The organism is Idiomarina zobellii (genome assembly GCF_900100855.1).
Taxonomy (GTDB): domain Bacteria; phylum Pseudomonadota; class Gammaproteobacteria; order Enterobacterales; family Alteromonadaceae; genus Idiomarina; species Idiomarina zobellii.
In genome coordinates this window covers 12,423-32,143 of sequence record NZ_FNCB01000009.1, presented here as the reverse complement: position 1 = coordinate 32,143, position 19,721 = coordinate 12,423, and the positions used below count along the sequence as shown (strand labels likewise).

Genomic DNA, 19,721 nt, shown 5'->3' with positions numbered 1-19,721 from the left:
GCGTAGCTTAAACGACCTGTCAGCCGTCACCAAGAGGAAATTTCATGAACACCGACGTGTCACGTTTTGATTATTCTGAATTAGCGCAATGGGCGCAGTCGTGCTTAACCAATTCAGGGGCTTCGGGCGAGGTCGCTCGTAATGTGGCTTATTATCTTTTAGAAGGTGATTTACTGGGTTTTAGTACGCATGGCTTAATTCGTTTGCTGAATAACTGCCAATGGTTAAAAGACGGCAAGAGTCTGCCAAAAGGGCAGCCTGTGGTATTAAGTGAACGCGCCGCCGTCGCAAATTGGGATGCCCAGTTTCTGCCTGGGCCCTATGTGGTGCCGCAAGCAGTCAATGCGGCGTGCGATATGGCGAAACAGGCGGGAACAGGGACCGTGGTATTGCGCCGGAGCCAACATGTCGCTTCGCTGGCGGCGTATTTAACCATTGCCACCGATAAAGGCATGGTTGTGAATTTAATGTGCTCGACTCCGGGGCAACGAGCGGTGGCACCGTTTGGCGGAAAAGAGGCCGTGTTTTCGCCGAATCCGTTTGCGGTGGGGGTACCCAGTTCAAAAGAGCCGATGCTGTTTGACATCAGCTTTTCGATGACAGCGGCGGGTAAGGTGCGCCAGGCAAAAGCTAATGGCGAAAAATTACCTTATAAAGCGTTGATAAAACCGAACGGTGAATGGACCGATGACCCGCTTAGTTTCTTTGAGTCGCCGGGCAGTGCTATTGCGCCTCTTGGTGGCGAGCAATTGGGCTATAAAGGGTACGGTTTAACCTTGTTCAGTGAAATTTGGTCCATGGCACTGGCACAATACGGTCGTGTGCAAGGAGCTGATGACGGCGATGCAAATACCGTATGGGTTCAGGTGATTGACCCGGCAGCCTTTGGTGATAAAAGCGAGTTTCTGAAGCAAGTTGACAGTTTGCTGGACGATGCGCGCAACAGCGCTCCTGCTGACTCCGACGCACCGGTTCGTGTGCCGGGCGAAGCTGCCCTTGCCCGTAAGCGCGAGCAGCTCAAGAAAGGCGTTATCTACGCACCTTCGACACTTAAAGTGTTAAAACGTTGTGCCGAGTTCTGTGGGGTTGAACTGCCTAAGGTTGCAACCGGGTAATTCGCCAGTTGACACCATCTTGGGTGTACTGGTAGCGATCGTGAAGGCGGTGTTTGCCGCCTTGCCAGAATTCAAAGGTGTCCGGTATAACTCGATATCCACCCCAGTGACGTGGGCGTGGCACTTCGGTATCGGCGTACTCTTTTAATAGCGCTTGATAATGGCTTTCTAACACATCTCGACTGTCGACCGGGCGACTTTGCTGGGAGGCAAGGGCGGCCACTTGGCTTTCTTTCGGGCGTGAATGAAAGTAGGCGTCGTTTTCCTCGTCACTTAATTCCACTGCTTTACCGGCAATGCTGACTTGTCGCTCAAGCGCAAGCCAGGCGAAATGCAGCGAAACCTGACTGTTTCCGCGAATATCGTCGCCTTTTTGGCTGTTTTTATTGGTGTAAAAGCAAAAGCCTTGCTCGTTATAGCCTTTTAGCAACACTATGCGTTGGCTTGGCACTCCTTCTGCATTAACCGTTGCTACCGTCATCGCTGTTGGGTCAGTCAGCACACCGCTATCAATGGCGTGTTTCATCCAGTGTTCGAACTGCTCAACCGGGCTGGCAAATAATTGCTCTCGGTGCAAACTGCCTAAACCGTATTCACGGCGCATGGCCTGTAAATCCATAGTGGTTCCTTTTATTACACCTGTTATAACTTAATGATTGTCCTGATAACGCTTGCGGATTTTTTCCATTGCATCCAGGTTATCCAGCATAAGGCCGACTAACTCTGGGTCAAAAAACTGACCGCTGTGTTTCAGCAGATAGTCTGCGGCTTCTTCCGCGTCCTGCGCATCACGGTAGCTGCGCTGAGTGCGTAGTGCATCGTAATGGCTGGTTATTGACAAAATACGGGCATTGAGATTAATGGCGTCGCCGGTTTTCTGCGCGGGAAAGCCAGAGCCGTCCCAACGTTCATGAATGTCCTGCGCGATGCCGGCCGCTATTTTAGCCACTGCAGTATCCGTTTGCTGCAAATAATCATGCCCTTGTATGACTTTTTGCATGATCTCTTCATAGTCATGAATGCTCAGAGCGTCAGCACGTTGCGCTAACTCCAGCTGCACCGACACTTTACCAATATCATATACCGATGCGGCTTGCTTTAACGCTTGCGCCTGCTCGTGGTCACAACCGGCTGCAATAGCCAGCTGTCCAGCCATTTCTGCCGAACGTTTCACGTGGTGACTGACTTCATCAATAGAGCGTTTCTCGATGGCTTCGCCTACGCTGTACAGAAGTTCGCGCTGCGCTTCTCGCTCGCTTTCAGTGGCCTGTAAGTTATCAATGGCAATGGAGCTATTATTCACAAATAGACCTAAGAGGTTTTGATCCAACTCAGACAAGTCACGAACCCCCTTAATGAACAGTAAATATTGACGCGAGCTACTGGTTTTATACAGACCGTAATAGTTGTTGTTTACGATGCGAAAGTCGACGTTTTTTGAGCTTTGCTGCATGGGGCGCACAATATCCCAGTCAATTTCGCTATTGACTGGGTCGCCCACAGCCTGCTCGAAGTCCCCAGTGCCGCCAATAATTTCAAAGGGCTCGTTGGTGTCTGAGCTGGCGGTGAGTGCATCAATGCGGCAATACATGGCGTCATCGCTGTGAGTAATTAATGCGACCAACTGCTCTAAAATGCCCTGACAGAGGCCTTGCATTGAACGCGCTGAAAACACTTCCGCTGAGGCATTAATGACTTTTTCGAGTCCGCGCTTATTTCGCTCAATAGCGTTTAAGTCGCGGTAAGCGCGTAAGCATGAGTACATTAATGTGACCAGCTTGCGGTATGTCAGCTCGGTTTTTTCTTTGTAGTCATCAATATCAAAGCGGGCAATGACATCTTCTTCTGGCGCCTGACCCGGTTGGCCAGTACGAAGTACAATGCGTATTAAGCGGTTTTTTAATTCTTCGCGCACCCATTTGGCTACGTCTAAGCCAGCGTGGTCGGTTTCCATAACCACATCGAGCAACATCATGGCAATATCGCGATTTTTATTCAAAAAAGCGATAGCTTCCTTGCCTGAGTGAACCGAATGGAACTCCAGCGGGCGACCATCGAGACGAAACTCGCTGAGTGCCATTTTGGTTATCGTGTGAATTTCTTCATCATCATCGACAATGAGAATATGGTACGGTTCGATGGCCTCGTCGCTGACTGACTCTACTTCGTCTTCTGCGAATAGAAAGTCATCACTCATTAGTCGTTGTCTCCCTTCGTATAAACGCGCTCACCAGCAACATAGGTGGCTTGCACATTAGTACGCCAAATATCTTCAGCGTCGACTGCAAATGGGTCTTGGTCCACAATAATAAAGTCCGCCCATTTGCCCGGCTCTAAAGAGCCTAGTTGCTGCTCCTGCCATGCGGAGTAGGCGGCATCAATAGTGAAAGAACGCAGTGCTTGTGCACGGCTCATGCTCTCATCGGCATACCAACCGCCTTCTGGCATATTTTCACGGTCCTGACGGGTCACGGCGGCATGTAAGCCATAAAACGGGTTGGCAAGTTCAACCGGGAAGTCAGAACCAGAGGCAACGATAGTGCCTTGTTGCAGGAATGTCTGCCAGGCATAGGCGCCTTTCATGCGCGCTTTGCCTAAACGATCTTCCGCCATGTTCTTGTCACTGGTCGCGTGAGTTGGCTGCATGGATGCGACTAAGTTCAATTCTTTAAACCGGTGCAGGTCATCGGGGTGCACAATTTGTGAATGTTCAATGCGGTTACGCAAATTACGGCCACCCATTGTTTCGTAGGCTTTTTCGATATTATTCAGTACAACTCGGTTGGCACGGTCACCGATAGCGTGTGTATTAACCTGGAAGCCCTGTGGAATAATCAAGCGGTACAGCGACATCATTTGTTCTTGTGAGGTCACCATAAGACCGTGATTACCATGGTCGTCGCTATAATCTTCGATAAGCGCCGCACCGCGGCTTCCTAAAGCGCCGTCTGCGTATATTTTGACACTACGAATTGTTAGCTTGTCGTCGTCGGTATAGTAAGGGCCCTCAGCCAAAAGTTGCGGTAGTTTAGGCTCTGTAGCTGCGAGCATGCCATAAATACGCAGCGGCATTAGTCCTTGATTATGTAGTCCTTTATAAACCGATACTTCATCTGCGCTTATACCGGCGTCGTGAACCGACGTAATACCGCGCTCGACTAAATGCTCGAAGGCCAGCTGAAACGCTTGTCGTTGTTGCTCAAAGCTAGCTTCCGGTATGACTTTTTCAACCAGTTGCATGGCGTTATCAATGAGTACACCGGTAGGCTCGCCATTTTCGTCTTTAACAATTTCGCCACCATCAGGAGACACGGTGTCTTTATCAATACCGGCTAAACGCAGTGCTTCTGAATTAGCCCAGCCGGCATGACCGTCTACGCGGGTTAGCCAAACGGGGCGTTCATTAACTAACTCGTCAAGGTCGCTGGCGCGCGGAAAACGCTTCTCTTCCCAGTTTTCCTGGTTCCAGCTGCGTCCAGTGATCCACGGCAGTGCTTGTTGTTCGTCAGCGTAGCGTTTAACTCGCTGAGCCGCGTCCTGAACTGATGTGCTGTCGCGTAAATCGACTTGTAATAAACTGTTACCCAAGCCCAGCACATGGCCATGTGCGTCAATGAGTCCTGGGAGAACGGTTTTACCTTGTAAGTTGACGATATCATCCGTACTTGAGTAGCGTTCGTTGAGTTCGTCACCACCAATAGCTTTTATTTTACCGTTGTCGACCAGTATTGATGAAAACTGCTGTAAAACGGCGTTTTCTCCGGCTGGGCTGGTTAATGTATAACCATTGGCATTGGTATATAAGGTGTCAGCGCCTGCAGCCGTGCTTAGAAGCGCGCTGGCAAGAGTCGCTGTAGCTATTGACGTTAACGAAAAACGACGTGAAAAAGACATACTCAAAACACTCTTTATTTTTTAATTTAACTCACACTATAGCGTTTTTTGCCCTGAATAAACCAGACAGCATAATAAACTTTTTGTTAACGAAACTAACAACTCATCTGGGATAGACAACATCGCCGACCGAAATACTTGCTGTCTGTTATATTTTAGGTATGCTAAAAGTTAATTTTAGAACGAGTGATTTGGACGTCGGAATGAAGATTCTCATTATAGACCCTGAGTTTTTTATGCGTGCAGGGCTGATACAACTTTTAACAAACTATGCGAATCAGCCTTCGATTTATGAAGCCGACTCATTTGAGGTCGCTGAAAGTTATTTATCGGCCGATAAATACGACCTTATTTTCCTGGATATGGATTTACCGGACGCTGAAATCCGCCCGGCACTGCAGAAAATTAAAAAAGAAGCCCCTATGGCGCATTTGGTTGTATTTACACGCCCGCGCTCTATTTCGGAAGTGCGCCAGGTATTGGCGGTAGGGGTACGTAGCTATTTACCGAAAGACAGTACTGCAGAGCAGGCGAAATTAGCCGTTCGCGCATTGCTAAACGGCGATCGTTACATTCCCGATGACCCTTACCTGAATGAGCCTCGTGACAAGTCCAGCGGCGCCGAGGGCTTTTTGTCGCCACGTCAGCTGGAAATTATGCAGTTACTGGCGCAAGGTCTTTCTAATAAAGAAATCGCTAACATTTTGGGCATTACCGAAGGCACGATACGTGTGCATTTGTCTGCGATATTTAAAGCCATAAAAGTGTCCAACCGCACCGAAGCGACACTGTGGTATTTGCTGCGTCAAAAGAAGTTAGTTGACTGATAACTCCGTATGTCGTTAAACCATCTTATTGCTGAGCTGGAAAAGCATCAACATGCGCCCACCGAGCAGTGGGACCCACCCTACTGTGGAGAAATTCCAATACGCATTGACGGCGACGGCTGTTGGTATTATCAAGGCAGTGAAATTAAGCGGCAGGCGCTTGTGAAACTTTTCGCTTCGGTGCTTGTAAAAGAAGACGATGACTACTTTTTGATCACGCCGGCTGAAAAAGTGAAAATTACCGTCGATGATGCGCCTTTTATGGTGGTCGATTGGGAGCAACGCACAGAAGATGGTGAAAGCCTCTTGCTGTTAACAACCAATATCGGTGATACTCTTGTTTTGAGTTCTGAACATCCGTTACAAATTAAAGAGGGTGTTCCTTACGTCGTGATGCCAAGAGAGCTCGAAGCGAAAGTGCATCGAAATGTATTTTATCAGTGGGTATCGATTGCACAGACTCGAGAAGTCGATGGAGCGGAAGAATATTTTCTTTCCAGTGCGGGCGAGACCTTTGTGTTGGGCAGTATGAAGTAGGACGTTGCGGTAAATTCGTCTATGGTAAGAACAAGAACAGTCTATCTGGTTGAGCAGCAACCTGAGCGCCGACAACATTTTGAAACGGTTCTGACCTTTATTGGTGAATCTGTCAAAGTAGTCGAGCCGTCGCAATTGTTGGATCTCAGCCCGACTGAAGCGCTCTGCATTATTGCTGGAACCGGGGTTGATAACCTTAGGGACTTAGCCAGTAACGTTCCACACCTGCCTTTTATTTGCGCGGCCAGCGAGCACCAAAGTGCGTTGGAAAAAGCGAACGTCCTGGGCCCACTGGACGACTCTTTTGACTATTCGAGTTTATCGAACCTGCTGCATTACTGTCAGGCCTACCATCAACAAATGCCTGGCCGTAAGATTAAGAAAGAACACCCGAAACGTTCTCACTTAGAGCAAACCCTTGTTGGTCAGGGGCGTGCTATGAAGCATGTCAGACAGCTTATTGAGCAAGTGGCGGGCTCTGACGCAAACGTACTGATTCTTGGCGAGTCGGGAACGGGTAAAGAAGTGGTCGCACGCGGCGTTCACGATTTGTCGCAGCGACACAAAGGACCCTTTGTGCCAGTGAACTGCGGTGCCATTCCTGGTGACCTGTTAGAAAGTGAATTATTCGGTCACGAAAAAGGCGCTTTTACGGGGGCTATAGGCGCTCGGAAAGGACGTTTCGAGCTGGCGCAAGGCGGTACTCTGTTTCTGGATGAAATTGGCGATATGCCAATGCCAATGCAGGTAAAGTTACTGCGTGTTCTTCAAGAGCGTACGTTCGAACGGGTTGGTGGTACTAAAAGTATTGCCGCCGACGTTCGTGTCGTAGCAGCCACTCACCGTGAGCTCGAACAAATGATTATTGACGGTAACTTCAGGGAAGACTTGTATTACCGTTTGAATGTGTTCCCAATTGAGATGCCGGCGCTGCGTGAGCGTCAGGAAGACGTACCGCTGCTTATGCAAGAACTGACACAGCGCTTTAAAAAAGAGCAGGGGGTAGGAGTTCGTTTTACCGACCGAGCGTTGGAATCCTTGTCTTATCATCGCTGGCCGGGCAACGTGCGAGAGCTGACCAACCTTATTGAGCGCTTGACCATAATGCACCCTGACAGCTTGGTTGATGTGTCTGACTTACCTCCTAAGTATCAGCATATTGATCACAGCAGTCCGACCCCCGATTACCCGGAAGAGGTGCTTGAACGTGAAGCACTGAACGCTATTTTCTCAGACTCTGAAGACGACGAGGATATCGAGGAGTCGACAAGCGCTTCATTAGACTCGGAGCTACCCGACGACGGTGTGAACCTAAAAGACATGCTCAGCGAGATTGAAACCGGCATGATAGCCCAAGCACTGGAAAAGTCCGATTGGGTTGTGGCGAAAGCGGCTGAGCTACTCAGTATGCGGCGCACCACCTTGGTCGAGAAAATGAAAAAGTACGGTATTCAAAAAGACGACTAACTCTGCCGCCGATTTTTTGACATCTTAACTCATTGAAATAAAACAATAATTTGCTGGCATCCATTTTGCATTACTAAGCCTAATTAAAACTTAGTGTGAAGTGGGAGATGTCAGTATGGCGACCTACCATCAAATTATTGATGCGATGCCAAATGCCGTAATTTTGCTCGACAGTCACGGTGTTGTGGACTACTGCAATGACAATGCGCAATCATTACTGGAACACTCGCTCAAAGGCGAAGTATGGCGTGATCTTGTCGCGACACTGTTCGCTCCCAAAGCCGATGACTGGCACGAAGTGTCGTTAAAAAATGGGCGACGAGTTCGTATAGATACCTCTGAGGTGAATGAAAAACCAGGCCAGCTAATTGTCTTAACTGATTTAACCGAAACTCGGCAACTGCAACAGCGTATTTCTCACTTACAGCGTTTATCATCAATGGGGAAAATGGTGGCGTCGTTAGCGCACCAAATACGAACCCCTTTGTCAGCTGCGATTCTCTACGCACAAAACTTATCACAAGGCATGATATCGCCGGTTAAGCAGCAACGTTTCTCCCATAAATTACTGTCTCGTTTGCATAACCTCGAACAGCAGGTCAATGACATGCTGTTGTTTGCTAAAAGCGGCGAAAAGCCCGTCTTGGAAGAACTGACAACGGACAGCTTATTGAGTACGGTTGCTTCAAATGTTGAGTCTTATGCGGCACAGCATCATGTCAATATTGTCATGCCTGAATGCGGGCACAGTGCTGTGTTGAAAGGGAATAAAACCGCACTAACTGGTGCATTACAGAATTTGATTAATAACGCCATAGATGCCAGCCAGGCGGGCCAAGAGGTATTGGTCAAAACACATGTCGAAGGAAATAACTGGTGTGTTTCCGTCATAGATGCAGGTGCTGGCATTGATAAAGAAAAGCAAGCGCAAATATTTACGCCCTTTTTTACCGGAAAATCAAATGGCACCGGGCTTGGTTTAGCTGTCGTACAAACGGTTTTACGAGCTCATCATGGCAGCATTGACTGGGAAAGCGAGCTGGGTAAAGGCAGTCGCTTCACACTCTCTATTCCGGTTCATTGTTTTAATGAGCAACCGGTAAGCGAGGTGCGTTATGGCTAACGGTGAAACTATGAATGCACGAAATGTTCTGGTCGTCGAAGACGATGTTTCCCTTCGCGAGGCTATTGTCGACACACTTGAGCTGGCTGATTGTGAGTGTATTGAAGCGGCCAACGGCGAAGAAGCGCTCATTGCGCTGAAAGGCAATAAAGTGTCGTTAGTGATAAGCGATGTGCAAATGCCAGGTGTTGATGGCTTGCAGCTGCTGCGCAGCATGAATCGTCAACAGTTTGATATTCCGGTCATTATGATGACAGCCTTTGCCAAAGTTGACGACGCTGTCGTGGCTATGCGTGAAGGCGCTGTCGATTATTTGACGAAGCCGTTTTCCATCGAAAAGTTACAAACATTGGTGCAACGGTATTTACCGGACGGTGCTATTGATGATGTGAGTCCGGTAGCGGAAGAAGCGTCCAGCCAACAGGTGTTTGCCATGGCAAAACGTGTTGCAGACAGTGATGCCAGTGTGATGATCACAGGCCCAAGTGGGACCGGTAAAGAAGTGCTGGCGCGCTATATCCATAAACAATCCAGTCGTGCACAGGCGCCTTTTGTTGCCATTAACTGCGCAGCAATTCCTGAAAATATGCTGGAGTCCATGCTGTTTGGCTATGAGAAAGGTGCATTTACCGGCGCAACACAGTCGCAGCCGGGTAAGTTTGAACTGGCGCAGGGCGGTACTATTTTGCTCGATGAAGTCACGGAAATGCCGTTGCACTTACAGGCAAAGCTTTTGCGCGTGATTCAGGAAAAGCAGGTGGAGCGTTTAGGCTCCCGGAAGACCATTCAATTGGATGTTAGAATTCTGGCGACATCGAATAGAGACTTGCAGCAAGCAGTGACCGAAGGCGAGTTTCGTGAAGACTTGATGTATCGCTTAAATGTGTTTCCTCTGCACTGGCGGCCGTTGGCTGAGCGTCCCGCCGATATTCTGCCGTTGGCAGAAAACCTGTTGCAGCGGCACAAACAGCGCTCGGGCATTAAAACGCCAGTGTCGTTTAGTGAGCATGCTAAACATTGCTTAACCCAGTATCACTGGCCGGGTAATGTCAGGGAATTGGAGAATGTGGTTCAGCGCGCGCTGGTGTTGCATCGCAATGAAGTGATTGAGCCTGATGACTTAATGCTGGAGTTAAACCAAAGCACCGAGTCCGATGCCAATAGCGAAGCTGTATTTCCTGAGCAAGTGAGTTACTCACAAAACTCAACGAAAGACACACTCGAAGGTGCATCGGAGTCAGCCGATAAATTAGATGATTCGTTGTTTCACCAAGAGTATCGAATTATTAAAGACGCACTTCAGCGGCACCAGGGAAAACGTAAGCCGGTTGCCGATGAGCTAGGCATTAGCCCACGCACGCTGCGTTACAAATTAGCAAAAATCCGCGAACAAGGTCTCTCCATAAATTAAAGTTGGCATTTCACTTGCATAATATCTGTTAAGAATTGTTAATGATGATTTTTTGACGGGGTGAATTATGAAAGTGGAAGCCAACGCTCTCTACCAGCAGATGCAGGCTATGTCTGCACAAGCGTCTCAAAGCGACAAGGCAACCAATGTAAATGCCCTTCCGGGAAATACTGCGAATGCCGACTTTTCGAATATGCTGAAAAGCGCTATCGATAATGTTAACGAGCTGCAGCAAACCTCGGGCGACTTAAAAACTCGTATGGAGCTTGGTGACCCCAATGTAACGTTGGAACAAACCATGATAGCCAGTCAAAAATCAAGCATTGCCTTTGAGGCAACCGTTCAGGTACGCAACAAGATAGTCGATGCGTACAAAGAAATCATGTCAATGCCGGTATAAACCGCAGTAGCACTGGAGATTTGAATTGTGGCTGAATCAACAGACTTAATGGTGCAGGACAATGCACTTCCGGACTCTCCGGACACAGGCGCTTCGGGTGAAGGCAATGAGAAATCCGGCATTATGGATATGCTGGGCAACTTTGACATGCTGCGCCAGGTTATTGTGGTACTGGCACTGGCTATCTGTGTTGCTATTGCCGTATTTATTATGCTGTGGGCGCAAGAGCCAACGTATCGCCCTTTGGGTAAACTGGAAACCGAGGAGTTAGTCAGCACGCTGGACTATATGGATGCCAATGGCATTGACTATAAAGTGAACGGCAATACGGTTTCTGTGCCTGAAGAAAAATACGATGCGATAAAGTTAGAGTTGACTCGTGCGGGTGTCAGCTATGGCAATGCTGAGTCAGATGGCTCGGAAATTTTAATGAGCGAACCGGGCTTTGGTGTCAGTCAGCGTCTGGAAAGAGAGCGCTTAATTCACTCTCGCGAAGTACAGTTAGCCCGTGCTATTGAAGAGATGAAAAAGATATCAGCCGCGCGCGTGCTGCTGGCTGTACCTAAGCAGAACGTTTTTGCTCGCCGTGAGAAGCAGCCAAAAGCGTCGGTTATGCTGAATGTTCGTGGCGGTACTTCATTGAGCGAAGAAGAAGTCGCGTCGATTGTCGACATGGTGGCTTCTTCGGTTACAGGCTTAAGCACCGAGCATGTCACCGTTACCGATCAGGCCGGCCGTTTATTAAATTCTGGTTCGCAAAGTGCACTGGCTGCTAAAAGCTCGCGCGAATATCAAATTGAACAAAAACGCGAAGCAGAATATTTAGAAAAAATTGACAGTATTCTGATTCCAGTGCTGGGTTATGACAACTATACGGCGCAGGTGGATGTCACTATGGACTTCACTCAGCGTGAATCAACGCAGCGCCAGTTTAACCCTGATATGCCGGCGATTCGCAGTGAAATGACCGTAGAAAATCGTTCTACGGGTAGTCCTATTGGCGGTATTCCGGGCGCGTTAACCAACCAGCCTCCACTGGAGTCGGATATACCGGAAGAGGCGGGGCCAGGCAGCGCCGGCGGCTCTGTGAATGGCAGTAGTCACCGTGAAGCGACACGTAACTATGAGCTGGATAATTCAATTACACACACAAGAAACCAAACCGGTACTATCGAGCGCCTGAGCGTTTCGGTTGCTGTGAATCATGAGCAAGTCACTGGTGAAGGTGGTGAGGCACAACAACAAGCGCGCAGTGCGGAAGAGCTCGCCAATATCCGTCGCTTATTGCAAGGTGGTTTAGGTTTTGACATTAACCGTGGCGATGCTTTGGAAGTCGTGTCTGTACCTTTTGCTCAGTTGCCGCAACTCGGTGATGGTGAAGTACCTTTATGGGAGCAACCGTGGTTTTGGCGCGCTTTCCGCTTGGTCATGGGCGCGTTAGTTATCATGGTCTTGATATTAGCAGTCGTTCGTCCGATGCTTAAGAAACTGATGAATCCGGAAGCCGGTGTTGAGGACGATGCAGAAGCGCTATTTGAAGGCGATGAAGCAATGGGCGATGAAACCATTGATCTGTTATCCTCACAGTTTGATGAGAGTGCAGTTGGGTTTGGTGCAGACGGCAGCCTGCAGTTACCGGACTTGCATAAAGATGAAGACTTGTTGAAAGCGGTTCGAGCGCTGGTTGCCAACGAGCCTGAACTGTCTTCGCAAGTTGTCAAAGCATGGTTGAACGAAGATGCCTGATCAAGATATGAAAACTAAACGCGGCAAGGTTGAGTTCGATGTGAACTCCCTTGAGGGCGTTGAAAAAGCGGCTATATTGCTGCTGAGTCTTTCTGAAGAAGACGCAGCACAAATTCTGAAGCACCTCGAGCCTAAGCAGGTACAGAAGGTGGGTATGGCCATGGCAAGTCTGGAAGATTTCAACCAGGACAAAGTCAACGCTGTTCATCACTTGTTCCTGGAAGAAATTCAGAAGTTCACCAATATTGGCTTCAAGAGTGAAGAGTTTGTGCGTAAGGCACTGACCTCGGCGCTGGGTGAAGACAAAGCCGGCAACTTGATTGAGCAAATTGTCATGGGCGGCGGCTCGAAAGGCCTCGACTCATTGAAGTGGATGGACTCAAAACAAGTGGCGACCATTATTCGCAACGAACACCCGCAAATTCAGACTATTGTTCTGTCGTATCTTGACCCTGAGCAAAGCGCCGAAATTATGGCGCAGTTCCCGGAGAAGGTTCGCTTAGACCTAATGATGCGAATTGCCAACTTAGAAGAGGTTCAACCAGCAGCACTGCAAGAGTTGAACGAGATTATGGAGAAACAATTCGCGGGTCAGGCAGGCGCTCAGGCAGCGAAGATGGGCGGCCTGAAAGCGGCAGCGAATATCATGAACTACCTGGATACCAACATCGAAGGTCAGTTGATGGACTCTATCCGCGAGCAGGACGAAGAAATGAGCCAGAACATTCAGGACTTGATGTTCGTTTTCGAGAATTTGGTCGATGTCGACGACCGTGGTATTCAGACTCTGTTGCGTGAGGTCGAGGGCGAAACATTGCAAAAAGCAATGAAAGGTGCCGACGAAGCGGTTCAGGAGAAAATTTTCAAGAATATGTCGAAACGTGCTGGCGATATGCTGCGTGACGACCTTGAAGCCATGGGACCCATACGTATTAGTGACGTAGAAGCAGCGCAGAAAGACATTCTGGCGGCGGCACGTCGATTAGCTGACGCAGGCGAAATTATGCTTGGCGGCGGTGGCGGTGAAGAGTTCCTATAAGGATTAAAGCTGTATGAGCGACAACCGCGATGACAATACGCATTTCAGTCACTGGGACTTGCCGGACATGACCTCGCAGGAACTGCGCGAAGGGTCCCAGGTAAATGCGTTAAACAAACCAAGACGGTGGCAGTATGAGCCGCCGGAAGCGGACGATAATGACGAAGAAGAGTTGCAGCCGTTAACTGCTGAACAGCTGGAAGAAATTCGTCAGGCGGCTCGCGACGAGGGGTATCAGGAAGGTTTTGAAAACGGTCGCACAGACGGTCTCAAAAAGGGCTACGACGAAGGCTATGAAGCCGGCAAAGAAGAAGGTGTTGCAGCCGGTAAAGAGGAAGGTATCGCCGCCGGTCACGAGGTTATTGAAGAGCAACGCAGTAAACTCGAAGCCTTATTGCAAAGCTTATCGACACCGAATGAACGTATTACCGAAGCGGTGCAGGAAGAGCTCATTGATATGGTCAGCGAACTGACCCGTGTCATTTGTCTGGATGCAGCCGAACACTCAAAAGACATGATTGTGAATGCGGTGCGCGAAGCGGTATCGGTATTGCCGGTCACCGATCAGCGGGTGGTTATACACTTAAACCCCGATGATATCGAACTGATTGAGTCGGTTTACAGTGAGTCTGAGCTGAAAGAAAAAGGCTGGTTGCTGAACAAAGACGAGTTACTTGAACGCGGTGGTTGTCGTGTGACGACTGAGAGCTCGACCATAGATTACAGTTTAGAGACGCGTATGGAAGATGTTTTCAGCCGCGTTAAGGGGTAACCGATGGGCGCATCAGAGACACTGATTCAAGAACTTCGAAAAAAGCGTCAGCGCATTGAAAAGCCGTCGGTGGCTGTATCGGGCTATTTAACTCGCGTTGTGGGGCTAATGTTTGAAGCTGTTGGTTGCCGTGCGTCTGTGGGCTCCAGCGTTGCGGTGGAAGCCGCCGGTGGCGACATTGAGGCCGAAGTGGTGGGCTTTGAAGGTAACATTAGTTATTTAATGCCTACGGAAGACGCCTTAGGTGTCGTGCCAGGCGCCCGTGTTCGTCCCTTAAGCCGCAAGAATCAACTCCCCTTAGGCATGGAATTACTCGGACGGGTTATTGACGCCCGCGGTGAACCTCTCGACGGCAAAGGCCCTATTTTTTCTGACGGTAAAACCTACCGTAGTAAACCCATGAACCCATTGAATCGCCGCCAGGTAAAACAACCACTGGATGTTGGTGTGACCGCAATTAATGCTTGCTTAACCGTCGGGCAGGGGCAGCGTATGGGTCTGTTCGCCGGTAGTGGTGTTGGTAAAAGTGTGTTACTTGGCATGATGACCCGAGGTACTAACGCTGACGTCATTGTTGTTGGCCTGATCGGTGAGCGGGGGCGTGAGGTCAAAGAGTTTATTGAAGAGATACTGGGTGAGGAAGGTTTGGAAAAAGCCGTGGTTATTGCGGCACCGGCTGACCAGTCTCCCCTTATTCGTTTGCGCGGTTGTGAAACGGCAGCACAAGTCGCGGAGTATTTCCGTGACCAAGGTTTAAACGTTTTGCTGCTAATGGACTCACTCACTCGTTACGCCATGGCACAACGTGAAATTGCCCTGGCGGTGGGTGAGCCCCCGGCAACCAAGGGCTATCCACCGTCTGTATTTGCTAAATTACCGGCACTTGTTGAGCGGGCGGGCAATGGCGGCGAAGGACAGGGCTCTGTCACCGCGTTTTATACCGTTCTAACCGAAGGCGATGACTTACAGGATCCGATTGCCGACTCAGCGCGAGCAATTCTTGACGGACACATCGTTTTAAATCGTGAGCTGGCGGACTCTGGGCACTATCCAGCCATAGATGTCGAAGCATCAATTAGTCGTGTTATGCCGCAAGTCGTTTCTGAAGAACATATGAAACAAGCCATTCAGGTGCGGCAATGGTATTCGAATTACCGTCGTAACCGAGATCTTATCTCTATTGGCGCCTACACCCGCGGGAGTGATCCGGCTATTGATCAAGCCATTGCGATGCAGCCAAAAGTTGCTCAGTTTCTTCAACAGCCAATGAAACAGGTGGTTAGCTACGATGAGAGCTTGTTGGAACTGAATCAATTAATTCATCCGAATCAGCAACAGTCAGCCGGTAGCTAGATAAATGGCCGAATTAAGCCAACTAAAAATGCTGCTGGACTTGGAACAACAGCGTGAAGATAAGACCGCAAAAGACTTTGCTGAGGTGCAACAGCAGGTTCAGGATAACCAGATGCGACTGGACGGCATGTCAAAATACCGACTCGACTACTTGAATCAGCTACAACAGCGGGGTCAGGGCGGCATTCAGTCGATGCAGGTGAGCCAATACCATGCGTTTGTCGGCAAACTCGATGAGGGTGTTGAACAATTGCACCACGAAGTTGTTAAGTTGCAGCAGGTGTTGGCTCAGCGTAAAGAGCGGTGGTTGGCGCAGCGTCGAAAACGAGAATCTATCGAGCACCTGATTAAAGAAAAAGAAAAACGTGCGCAAAAGGTGCAAGCACGCAAAGAGCAAAAGAATTTGGACGACTTTTCCAGTCAACGCTTTATTCGGGATAAAAAAGCCTGACGCAAATAGTTGGAACGCTTCTTGCTTCACTTGGAGCAAGTCAGTTATTCAGGACATGAAACTATGCAACAGCTGCTGAATTTAACAGAATCAACGGAAAACTTTGTCCGCACTGGCGGCAAAGCCTCAGGGAAAGAGTGGTCGCTTGGCACGGACAAAAGTTCTGAAGGCGAATTCTCCCGTTTGATGATGCAACAAACCGAAAAAGGCAAAGAGTTCCAGCAAGTGAAGCTGACACCGGAACAAGCCATTATCAAGAAAGAGATTGGTGATGAAGGGCGTCGGAATGTTGGCGGGCCGGTGGAAAGTAACCTGTTTGAGCTATTGCAGGAAATGCAGCAGCAGATGGCCGAAGTGTCCAGCGAAGAGGGAGAGGCAGAGTTATCGGCCGATGAGGTTGCTGCGGTGGTCAGTATTGAGGAAACGCAGCTGGAGAAAACTGGTGATATCGAACTGAGTGACGCAGACCTTGAAAAGTTACTGGCTGTGTTTGTGGATAAACTCAGTCATAAGCAAGGTGAGCGAAAAGAGCTTTCGGCTGAACAGCGGCAAAGTCTTGCCGAAAGTATGCTGGCAAAAATGACCGACGAGCAGAAACAACAGCTGATGGAGCAATTAAATGCGATTGCCAAGGGCGGTACTGATGCAGCCAATCAAAAGTTCCTTGTGCAATTGCTTGAACCCATGATGCCTAAGTCTGATGCGGATAAATTGTTGGTTGGTAAAGATAAAGCATTGTCAGAGAATATTGCTGCAGGGAAAGACACCAATAAACAGTCGGATGCCAGGCAGGTATCACATGCATTGTTGGCTGCGCTACGAGACGTCGCACCTGAATCAAAGCAGGAGTCACAAAAAAGTTCTGATCCTTCACAGTTAATGAAGCAACTGGAAGCCCAGTTAGCGGCGCTGAAAGAGAACGGCAATACGGATGCTAAGGCGCTTACGGGCAAAGAACGCGGCAACTTAGAGCAATTAATGGCTGAGCTTCGTCAGTTAATGGCGGGGGCGTCTGGTAATAAAGAGTCACTGACGAAAGAACAGGCGACTAAAGCAGAACAACTGATTGCCGATTTAAGGCAAACACTGAAACAAAGTAGTGATAAGGCATCGGCGGTAGGAGCTTCGACTGATGCGAAGTCTGGTAAAGCGGAATTTGCGATAAGTGCAACGGACGCAAACAAAGGTCAAAGTGAGTCCAGAGCCGAGCAGTTAGCGAAAACCGATAAAAATACTAAGGCTGAGTTGGCTACTGATGGTCAGATAAAAGGCGACAAAGCGTTAAAATCTGATGGTGAGTTGGCGACTAAAACGGCTGAAAATGCCCAGGTGAATCAAGCGTTCAGAAATACAGTCGATGCATTGTCTGATGCTGGAGCCGCCAAAGCAATACAAGGTCAAATGGTGTCGACGACTCAAGGCACTGTAGCAGCATCAGAGAGCAGCTCGGCGAATACTTTGCAGGCACTACAAAGGCCGTTAGATTTGCAGCAGACTGAAGCGTCGCAAAAACTGCAAGAGCGCATCAATATTATGATGAGCAAAAATATTCAGCGAGCCGACATCCGGCTTGATCCACCTGAGCTTGGCAACGTGCAAATACGAGTCAATGTAAGCGGTGAACAGACAACGGTTCAGTTTCAGGTACAGAATGCTCAAGCCCGAGAGGCGATAGAATCGGCTATGCCTCGTCTGCGGGAAATGATGGAGCAGCAAGGGCTGAACTTAGCGGATACTCAGGTCGGTGAGCAGGCTAGGGATGGTAGTGGTACAGGCGACGGTGAAAATACCTCCGGTTCGGAAGGAGAGCACTGGACGCAGGAGTCTGAAATTGCCTTGCAGGATGGTCAGGTTGTGACCGATGGTCGCGTGGATTTTTACGTATAACGGTGACGTTGGGAGCCTATTCAGGCTATAGTAGCAACATAAAAACCGATATAGCGTTGACCCAAGGAAAGCGAAATGGCTGAAGAGAAAGATACAGAGCAAAACGAAGAGCAGGAAGACACCGGCGGTAAGAAGAAAAAGCTGATACTGTTCGGCGTTATTGGTTTAGTACTGGTTGCTACTGTCATACTGGTTCTATGGCTTTTCGGCGGCACATCGTCCAATGAAGCGACGCCGCGGGAGACTCCGGAGCAGGCGAGTAATGACTTCGAGAATGCGTCAGCCCCGGAAATTGGTAATGCGCTGTATGTGGGTATGCCACGTCCATTTGTGTTTATCGTGCCGGGAGACTCAAGAGAGCGGACGGTGCAGATAAAAGCGCAATTAATGGTACGCGGTGAGGAAAACGAAGAGCTGGCGAAAAAACATATCCCGTTGATTGAAGGAACGTTACATGAAGTGTTCTCATCATCGACGGCAGACCGATTAAAAACGGCGGAAGGCAAAGGACAATTGCGCGAATTAGCGTTAACGGAAGTGCGAAATGCACTTCAGGAAGTGACTGGGAAGCCTGTCGTCGAACAAGTTTTATTTACCAGTTTGGTAATGCAATAAGTGAGCATTTATGGCTGTGAGCGACTTACTATCACAAGACGAAATTGACGCACTCTTACACGGCGTTGACGACGTAGAAGAAGAGGATTCGGAGGGGCAAGAAGCCTCGGCGGATGCGCTCGACTATGACTTTTCGTCGCAAGACCGAATTGTTCGTGGGCGTATGCCAACTCTCGAAATCGTTAATGAACGGTTCGCTCGTCATATGCGCGTAAGCTTATTCAATATGATGCGTCGCACTGCCGAGGTCTCCATTAACGGTGTGCAAATGATTAAATTCGGCGAGTATGTGCATACACTGTTTGTTCCAACGAGTTTGAACATGGTGCGTTTTCGTCCGCTTAAAGGTACTGCGCTGATAACTATGGAAGCCCGCCTGGTCTTTATTCTGGTCGACAATTTCTTCGGTGGCGACGGCCGTTATCATGCAAAAATAGAAGGTCGTGAGTTTACGCCGACGGAACGCCGTATAATTCAAATGCTGCTGAAATTAGTCTTTGAAGACTATAAGGAAGCCTGGGCACCGGTCATGGATGTCGGCTTTGAGTATCTGGACTCAGAGGTAAACCCGGCGATGGCTAATATTGTGAGTCCGACGGAAGTTATCGTTATCAGTTCGTTCCATATTGAGCTTGATGGTGGTGGTGGTGACTTCCACATAGCTTTACCTTATTCCATGCTTGAGCCTATCCGAGAGCTGCTAGACGCCGGTGTTCAGTCAGACAAAGAAGATACCGATATGCGCTGGAGTAAAGCGCTGCGTGATGAAATTATGGACGTTCCGGTTGAAATGATTGCCAAATTGGCGGAAACCGAAATGTCGCTACGGGAAGTTATGGACTTGCAAGAAGGCGACGTTATTCCTCTGGAAGTGCCGGATGATTTAACCGTTCTGATAGAAGACTTACCAACGTTCCATGCGAAAATGGGGCGCTCAAGAGACAATGTGGCGTTGAAGATTTCCGACAAAATTAAACGTCCGGAAACCGTCAAATCTGATATTCACATGTTGACGCGTGGTGGTCGCCGAATAGGCGGAGATGCTGAGCTTCAACAGTTAGAAGAAGACATTGATTTATAATAA

Annotated in this window: 18 protein-coding genes; 15 read left to right on the top strand and 3 right to left on the bottom strand. The window is 48.9% G+C overall.

From position 1 onward, the window contains the following. The first annotated feature begins 44 nt into the window (after window positions 1–44). Entirely contained in the window at window positions 45–1,115 is a 1,071-nt protein-coding gene (locus BLT32_RS08640; RefSeq protein ID WP_053954041.1) for an Ldh family oxidoreductase, read from the top strand. Here the strand turns inward: BLT32_RS08640 and pdxH are convergent. From pdxH to BLT32_RS08625, 3 genes are read right to left on the bottom strand one after another with little or no spacing between them, the layout of a single operon-like run. Further along, complete coding sequence (gene pdxH, locus BLT32_RS08635; RefSeq protein WP_053954040.1) at window positions 1,096–1,734, bottom strand: pyridoxamine 5'-phosphate oxidase; 639 nt, start codon at window positions 1,732–1,734, stop codon at window positions 1,096–1,098. The two genes, BLT32_RS08640 and pdxH, sit on opposite strands and share 20 nt — an antisense overlap. A 30-nt stretch (window positions 1,735–1,764) precedes the next feature. After that, complete coding sequence (locus BLT32_RS08630; protein WP_053954039.1) at window positions 1,765–3,312, bottom strand: response regulator; 1,548 nt, start codon at window positions 3,310–3,312, stop codon at window positions 1,765–1,767. Beyond that, the gene (locus BLT32_RS08625; protein WP_053954038.1) at window positions 3,312–5,009 is read right to left on the bottom strand and encodes an amidohydrolase; all 1,698 of its coding nucleotides are present in this window, start codon (window positions 5,007–5,009) and stop codon (window positions 3,312–3,314) included. The genes BLT32_RS08630 and BLT32_RS08625 overlap by 1 nt, the downstream gene beginning before the upstream one ends. 203 nt (window positions 5,010–5,212) lie before the next feature. Here BLT32_RS08625 and BLT32_RS08620 point away from each other — a divergent pair, with 203 nt between their 5' ends. The 14 genes from BLT32_RS08620 to fliM all read left to right on the top strand — a co-directional run bounded on the left by BLT32_RS08620 (window position 5,213) and on the right by fliM (window position 19,718). Then, window positions 5,213–5,836 (top strand): LuxR C-terminal-related transcriptional regulator, encoded by a 624-nt coding sequence (locus tag BLT32_RS08620; RefSeq protein WP_053954037.1) that lies wholly within the window; start codon window positions 5,213–5,215, stop codon window positions 5,834–5,836. 9 nt (window positions 5,837–5,845) lie between these two features. Continuing rightward, on the top strand, window positions 5,846–6,373 hold the full coding sequence (locus BLT32_RS08615) for a DUF1285 domain-containing protein (protein ID WP_053954036.1): 528 nt from the start codon (window positions 5,846–5,848) through the stop codon (window positions 6,371–6,373). A 21-nt stretch (window positions 6,374–6,394) separates the two neighbouring features. Continuing rightward, window positions 6,395–7,840: a sigma-54 dependent transcriptional regulator gene (locus BLT32_RS08610; RefSeq protein WP_053954035.1), complete on the top strand. Its 1,446-nt coding sequence runs from the start codon at window positions 6,395–6,397 to the stop codon at window positions 7,838–7,840. Window positions 7,841–7,955: 115 nt separating this feature from the next. Beyond that, window positions 7,956–8,963: a sensor histidine kinase gene (locus BLT32_RS08605; protein WP_053954034.1), complete on the top strand. Its 1,008-nt coding sequence runs from the start codon at window positions 7,956–7,958 to the stop codon at window positions 8,961–8,963. 10 nt (window positions 8,964–8,973) lie between these two features. Then, window positions 8,974–10,374, top strand: a complete 1,401-nt coding sequence (locus BLT32_RS08600) for a sigma-54-dependent transcriptional regulator (protein WP_053954078.1) — start codon at window positions 8,974–8,976, stop codon at window positions 10,372–10,374. A gap of 67 nt (window positions 10,375–10,441) precedes the next feature. Continuing rightward, a complete protein-coding gene (gene fliE / locus BLT32_RS08595) occupies window positions 10,442–10,774 on the top strand; it encodes a flagellar hook-basal body complex protein FliE (protein WP_053954033.1) in 333 nt (110 codons plus the stop codon). A 48-nt stretch (window positions 10,775–10,822) separates the two neighbouring features. Continuing rightward, entirely contained in the window at window positions 10,823–12,520 is a 1,698-nt protein-coding gene (gene fliF / locus BLT32_RS08590) for a flagellar basal-body MS-ring/collar protein FliF (RefSeq protein WP_162838080.1), read from the top strand. Beyond that, window positions 12,513–13,559 carry a flagellar motor switch protein FliG gene (fliG, locus tag BLT32_RS08585; protein WP_053954031.1) on the top strand — a complete coding sequence of 349 codons (1,047 nt, stop codon included), beginning with the start codon at window positions 12,513–12,515 and terminating at the stop codon, window positions 13,557–13,559. The genes fliF and fliG overlap by 8 nt, the downstream gene beginning before the upstream one ends. Window positions 13,560–13,572: 13 nt before the next feature. Then, window positions 13,573–14,331 (top strand): flagellar assembly protein FliH, encoded by a 759-nt coding sequence (fliH, locus tag BLT32_RS08580; protein ID WP_053954030.1) that lies wholly within the window; start codon window positions 13,573–13,575, stop codon window positions 14,329–14,331. Between the two features lie 3 nt (window positions 14,332–14,334). Further along, a complete protein-coding gene (gene fliI / locus BLT32_RS08575; protein ID WP_053954029.1) occupies window positions 14,335–15,684 on the top strand; it encodes a flagellar protein export ATPase FliI in 1,350 nt (449 codons plus the stop codon). A gap of 4 nt (window positions 15,685–15,688) precedes the next feature. Next, window positions 15,689–16,135 carry a flagellar export protein FliJ gene (gene fliJ / locus BLT32_RS08570; RefSeq protein ID WP_053954028.1) on the top strand — a complete coding sequence of 149 codons (447 nt, stop codon included), beginning with the start codon at window positions 15,689–15,691 and terminating at the stop codon, window positions 16,133–16,135. A 63-nt stretch (window positions 16,136–16,198) separates the two neighbouring features. Then, complete coding sequence (locus BLT32_RS08565) at window positions 16,199–18,022, top strand: flagellar hook-length control protein FliK (protein WP_053954027.1); 1,824 nt, start codon at window positions 16,199–16,201, stop codon at window positions 18,020–18,022. A 75-nt stretch (window positions 18,023–18,097) separates the two neighbouring features. Beyond that, window positions 18,098–18,637 carry a flagellar basal body-associated protein FliL gene (fliL, locus tag BLT32_RS08560; protein WP_053954026.1) on the top strand — a complete coding sequence of 180 codons (540 nt, stop codon included), beginning with the start codon at window positions 18,098–18,100 and terminating at the stop codon, window positions 18,635–18,637. A gap of 16 nt (window positions 18,638–18,653) precedes the next feature. After that, window positions 18,654–19,718, top strand: coding sequence for a flagellar motor switch protein FliM (fliM, locus tag BLT32_RS08555; protein ID WP_053954077.1), 1,065 nt, complete (start codon window positions 18,654–18,656; stop codon window positions 19,716–19,718). Window positions 19,719–19,721: the final 3 nt, after the last annotated feature.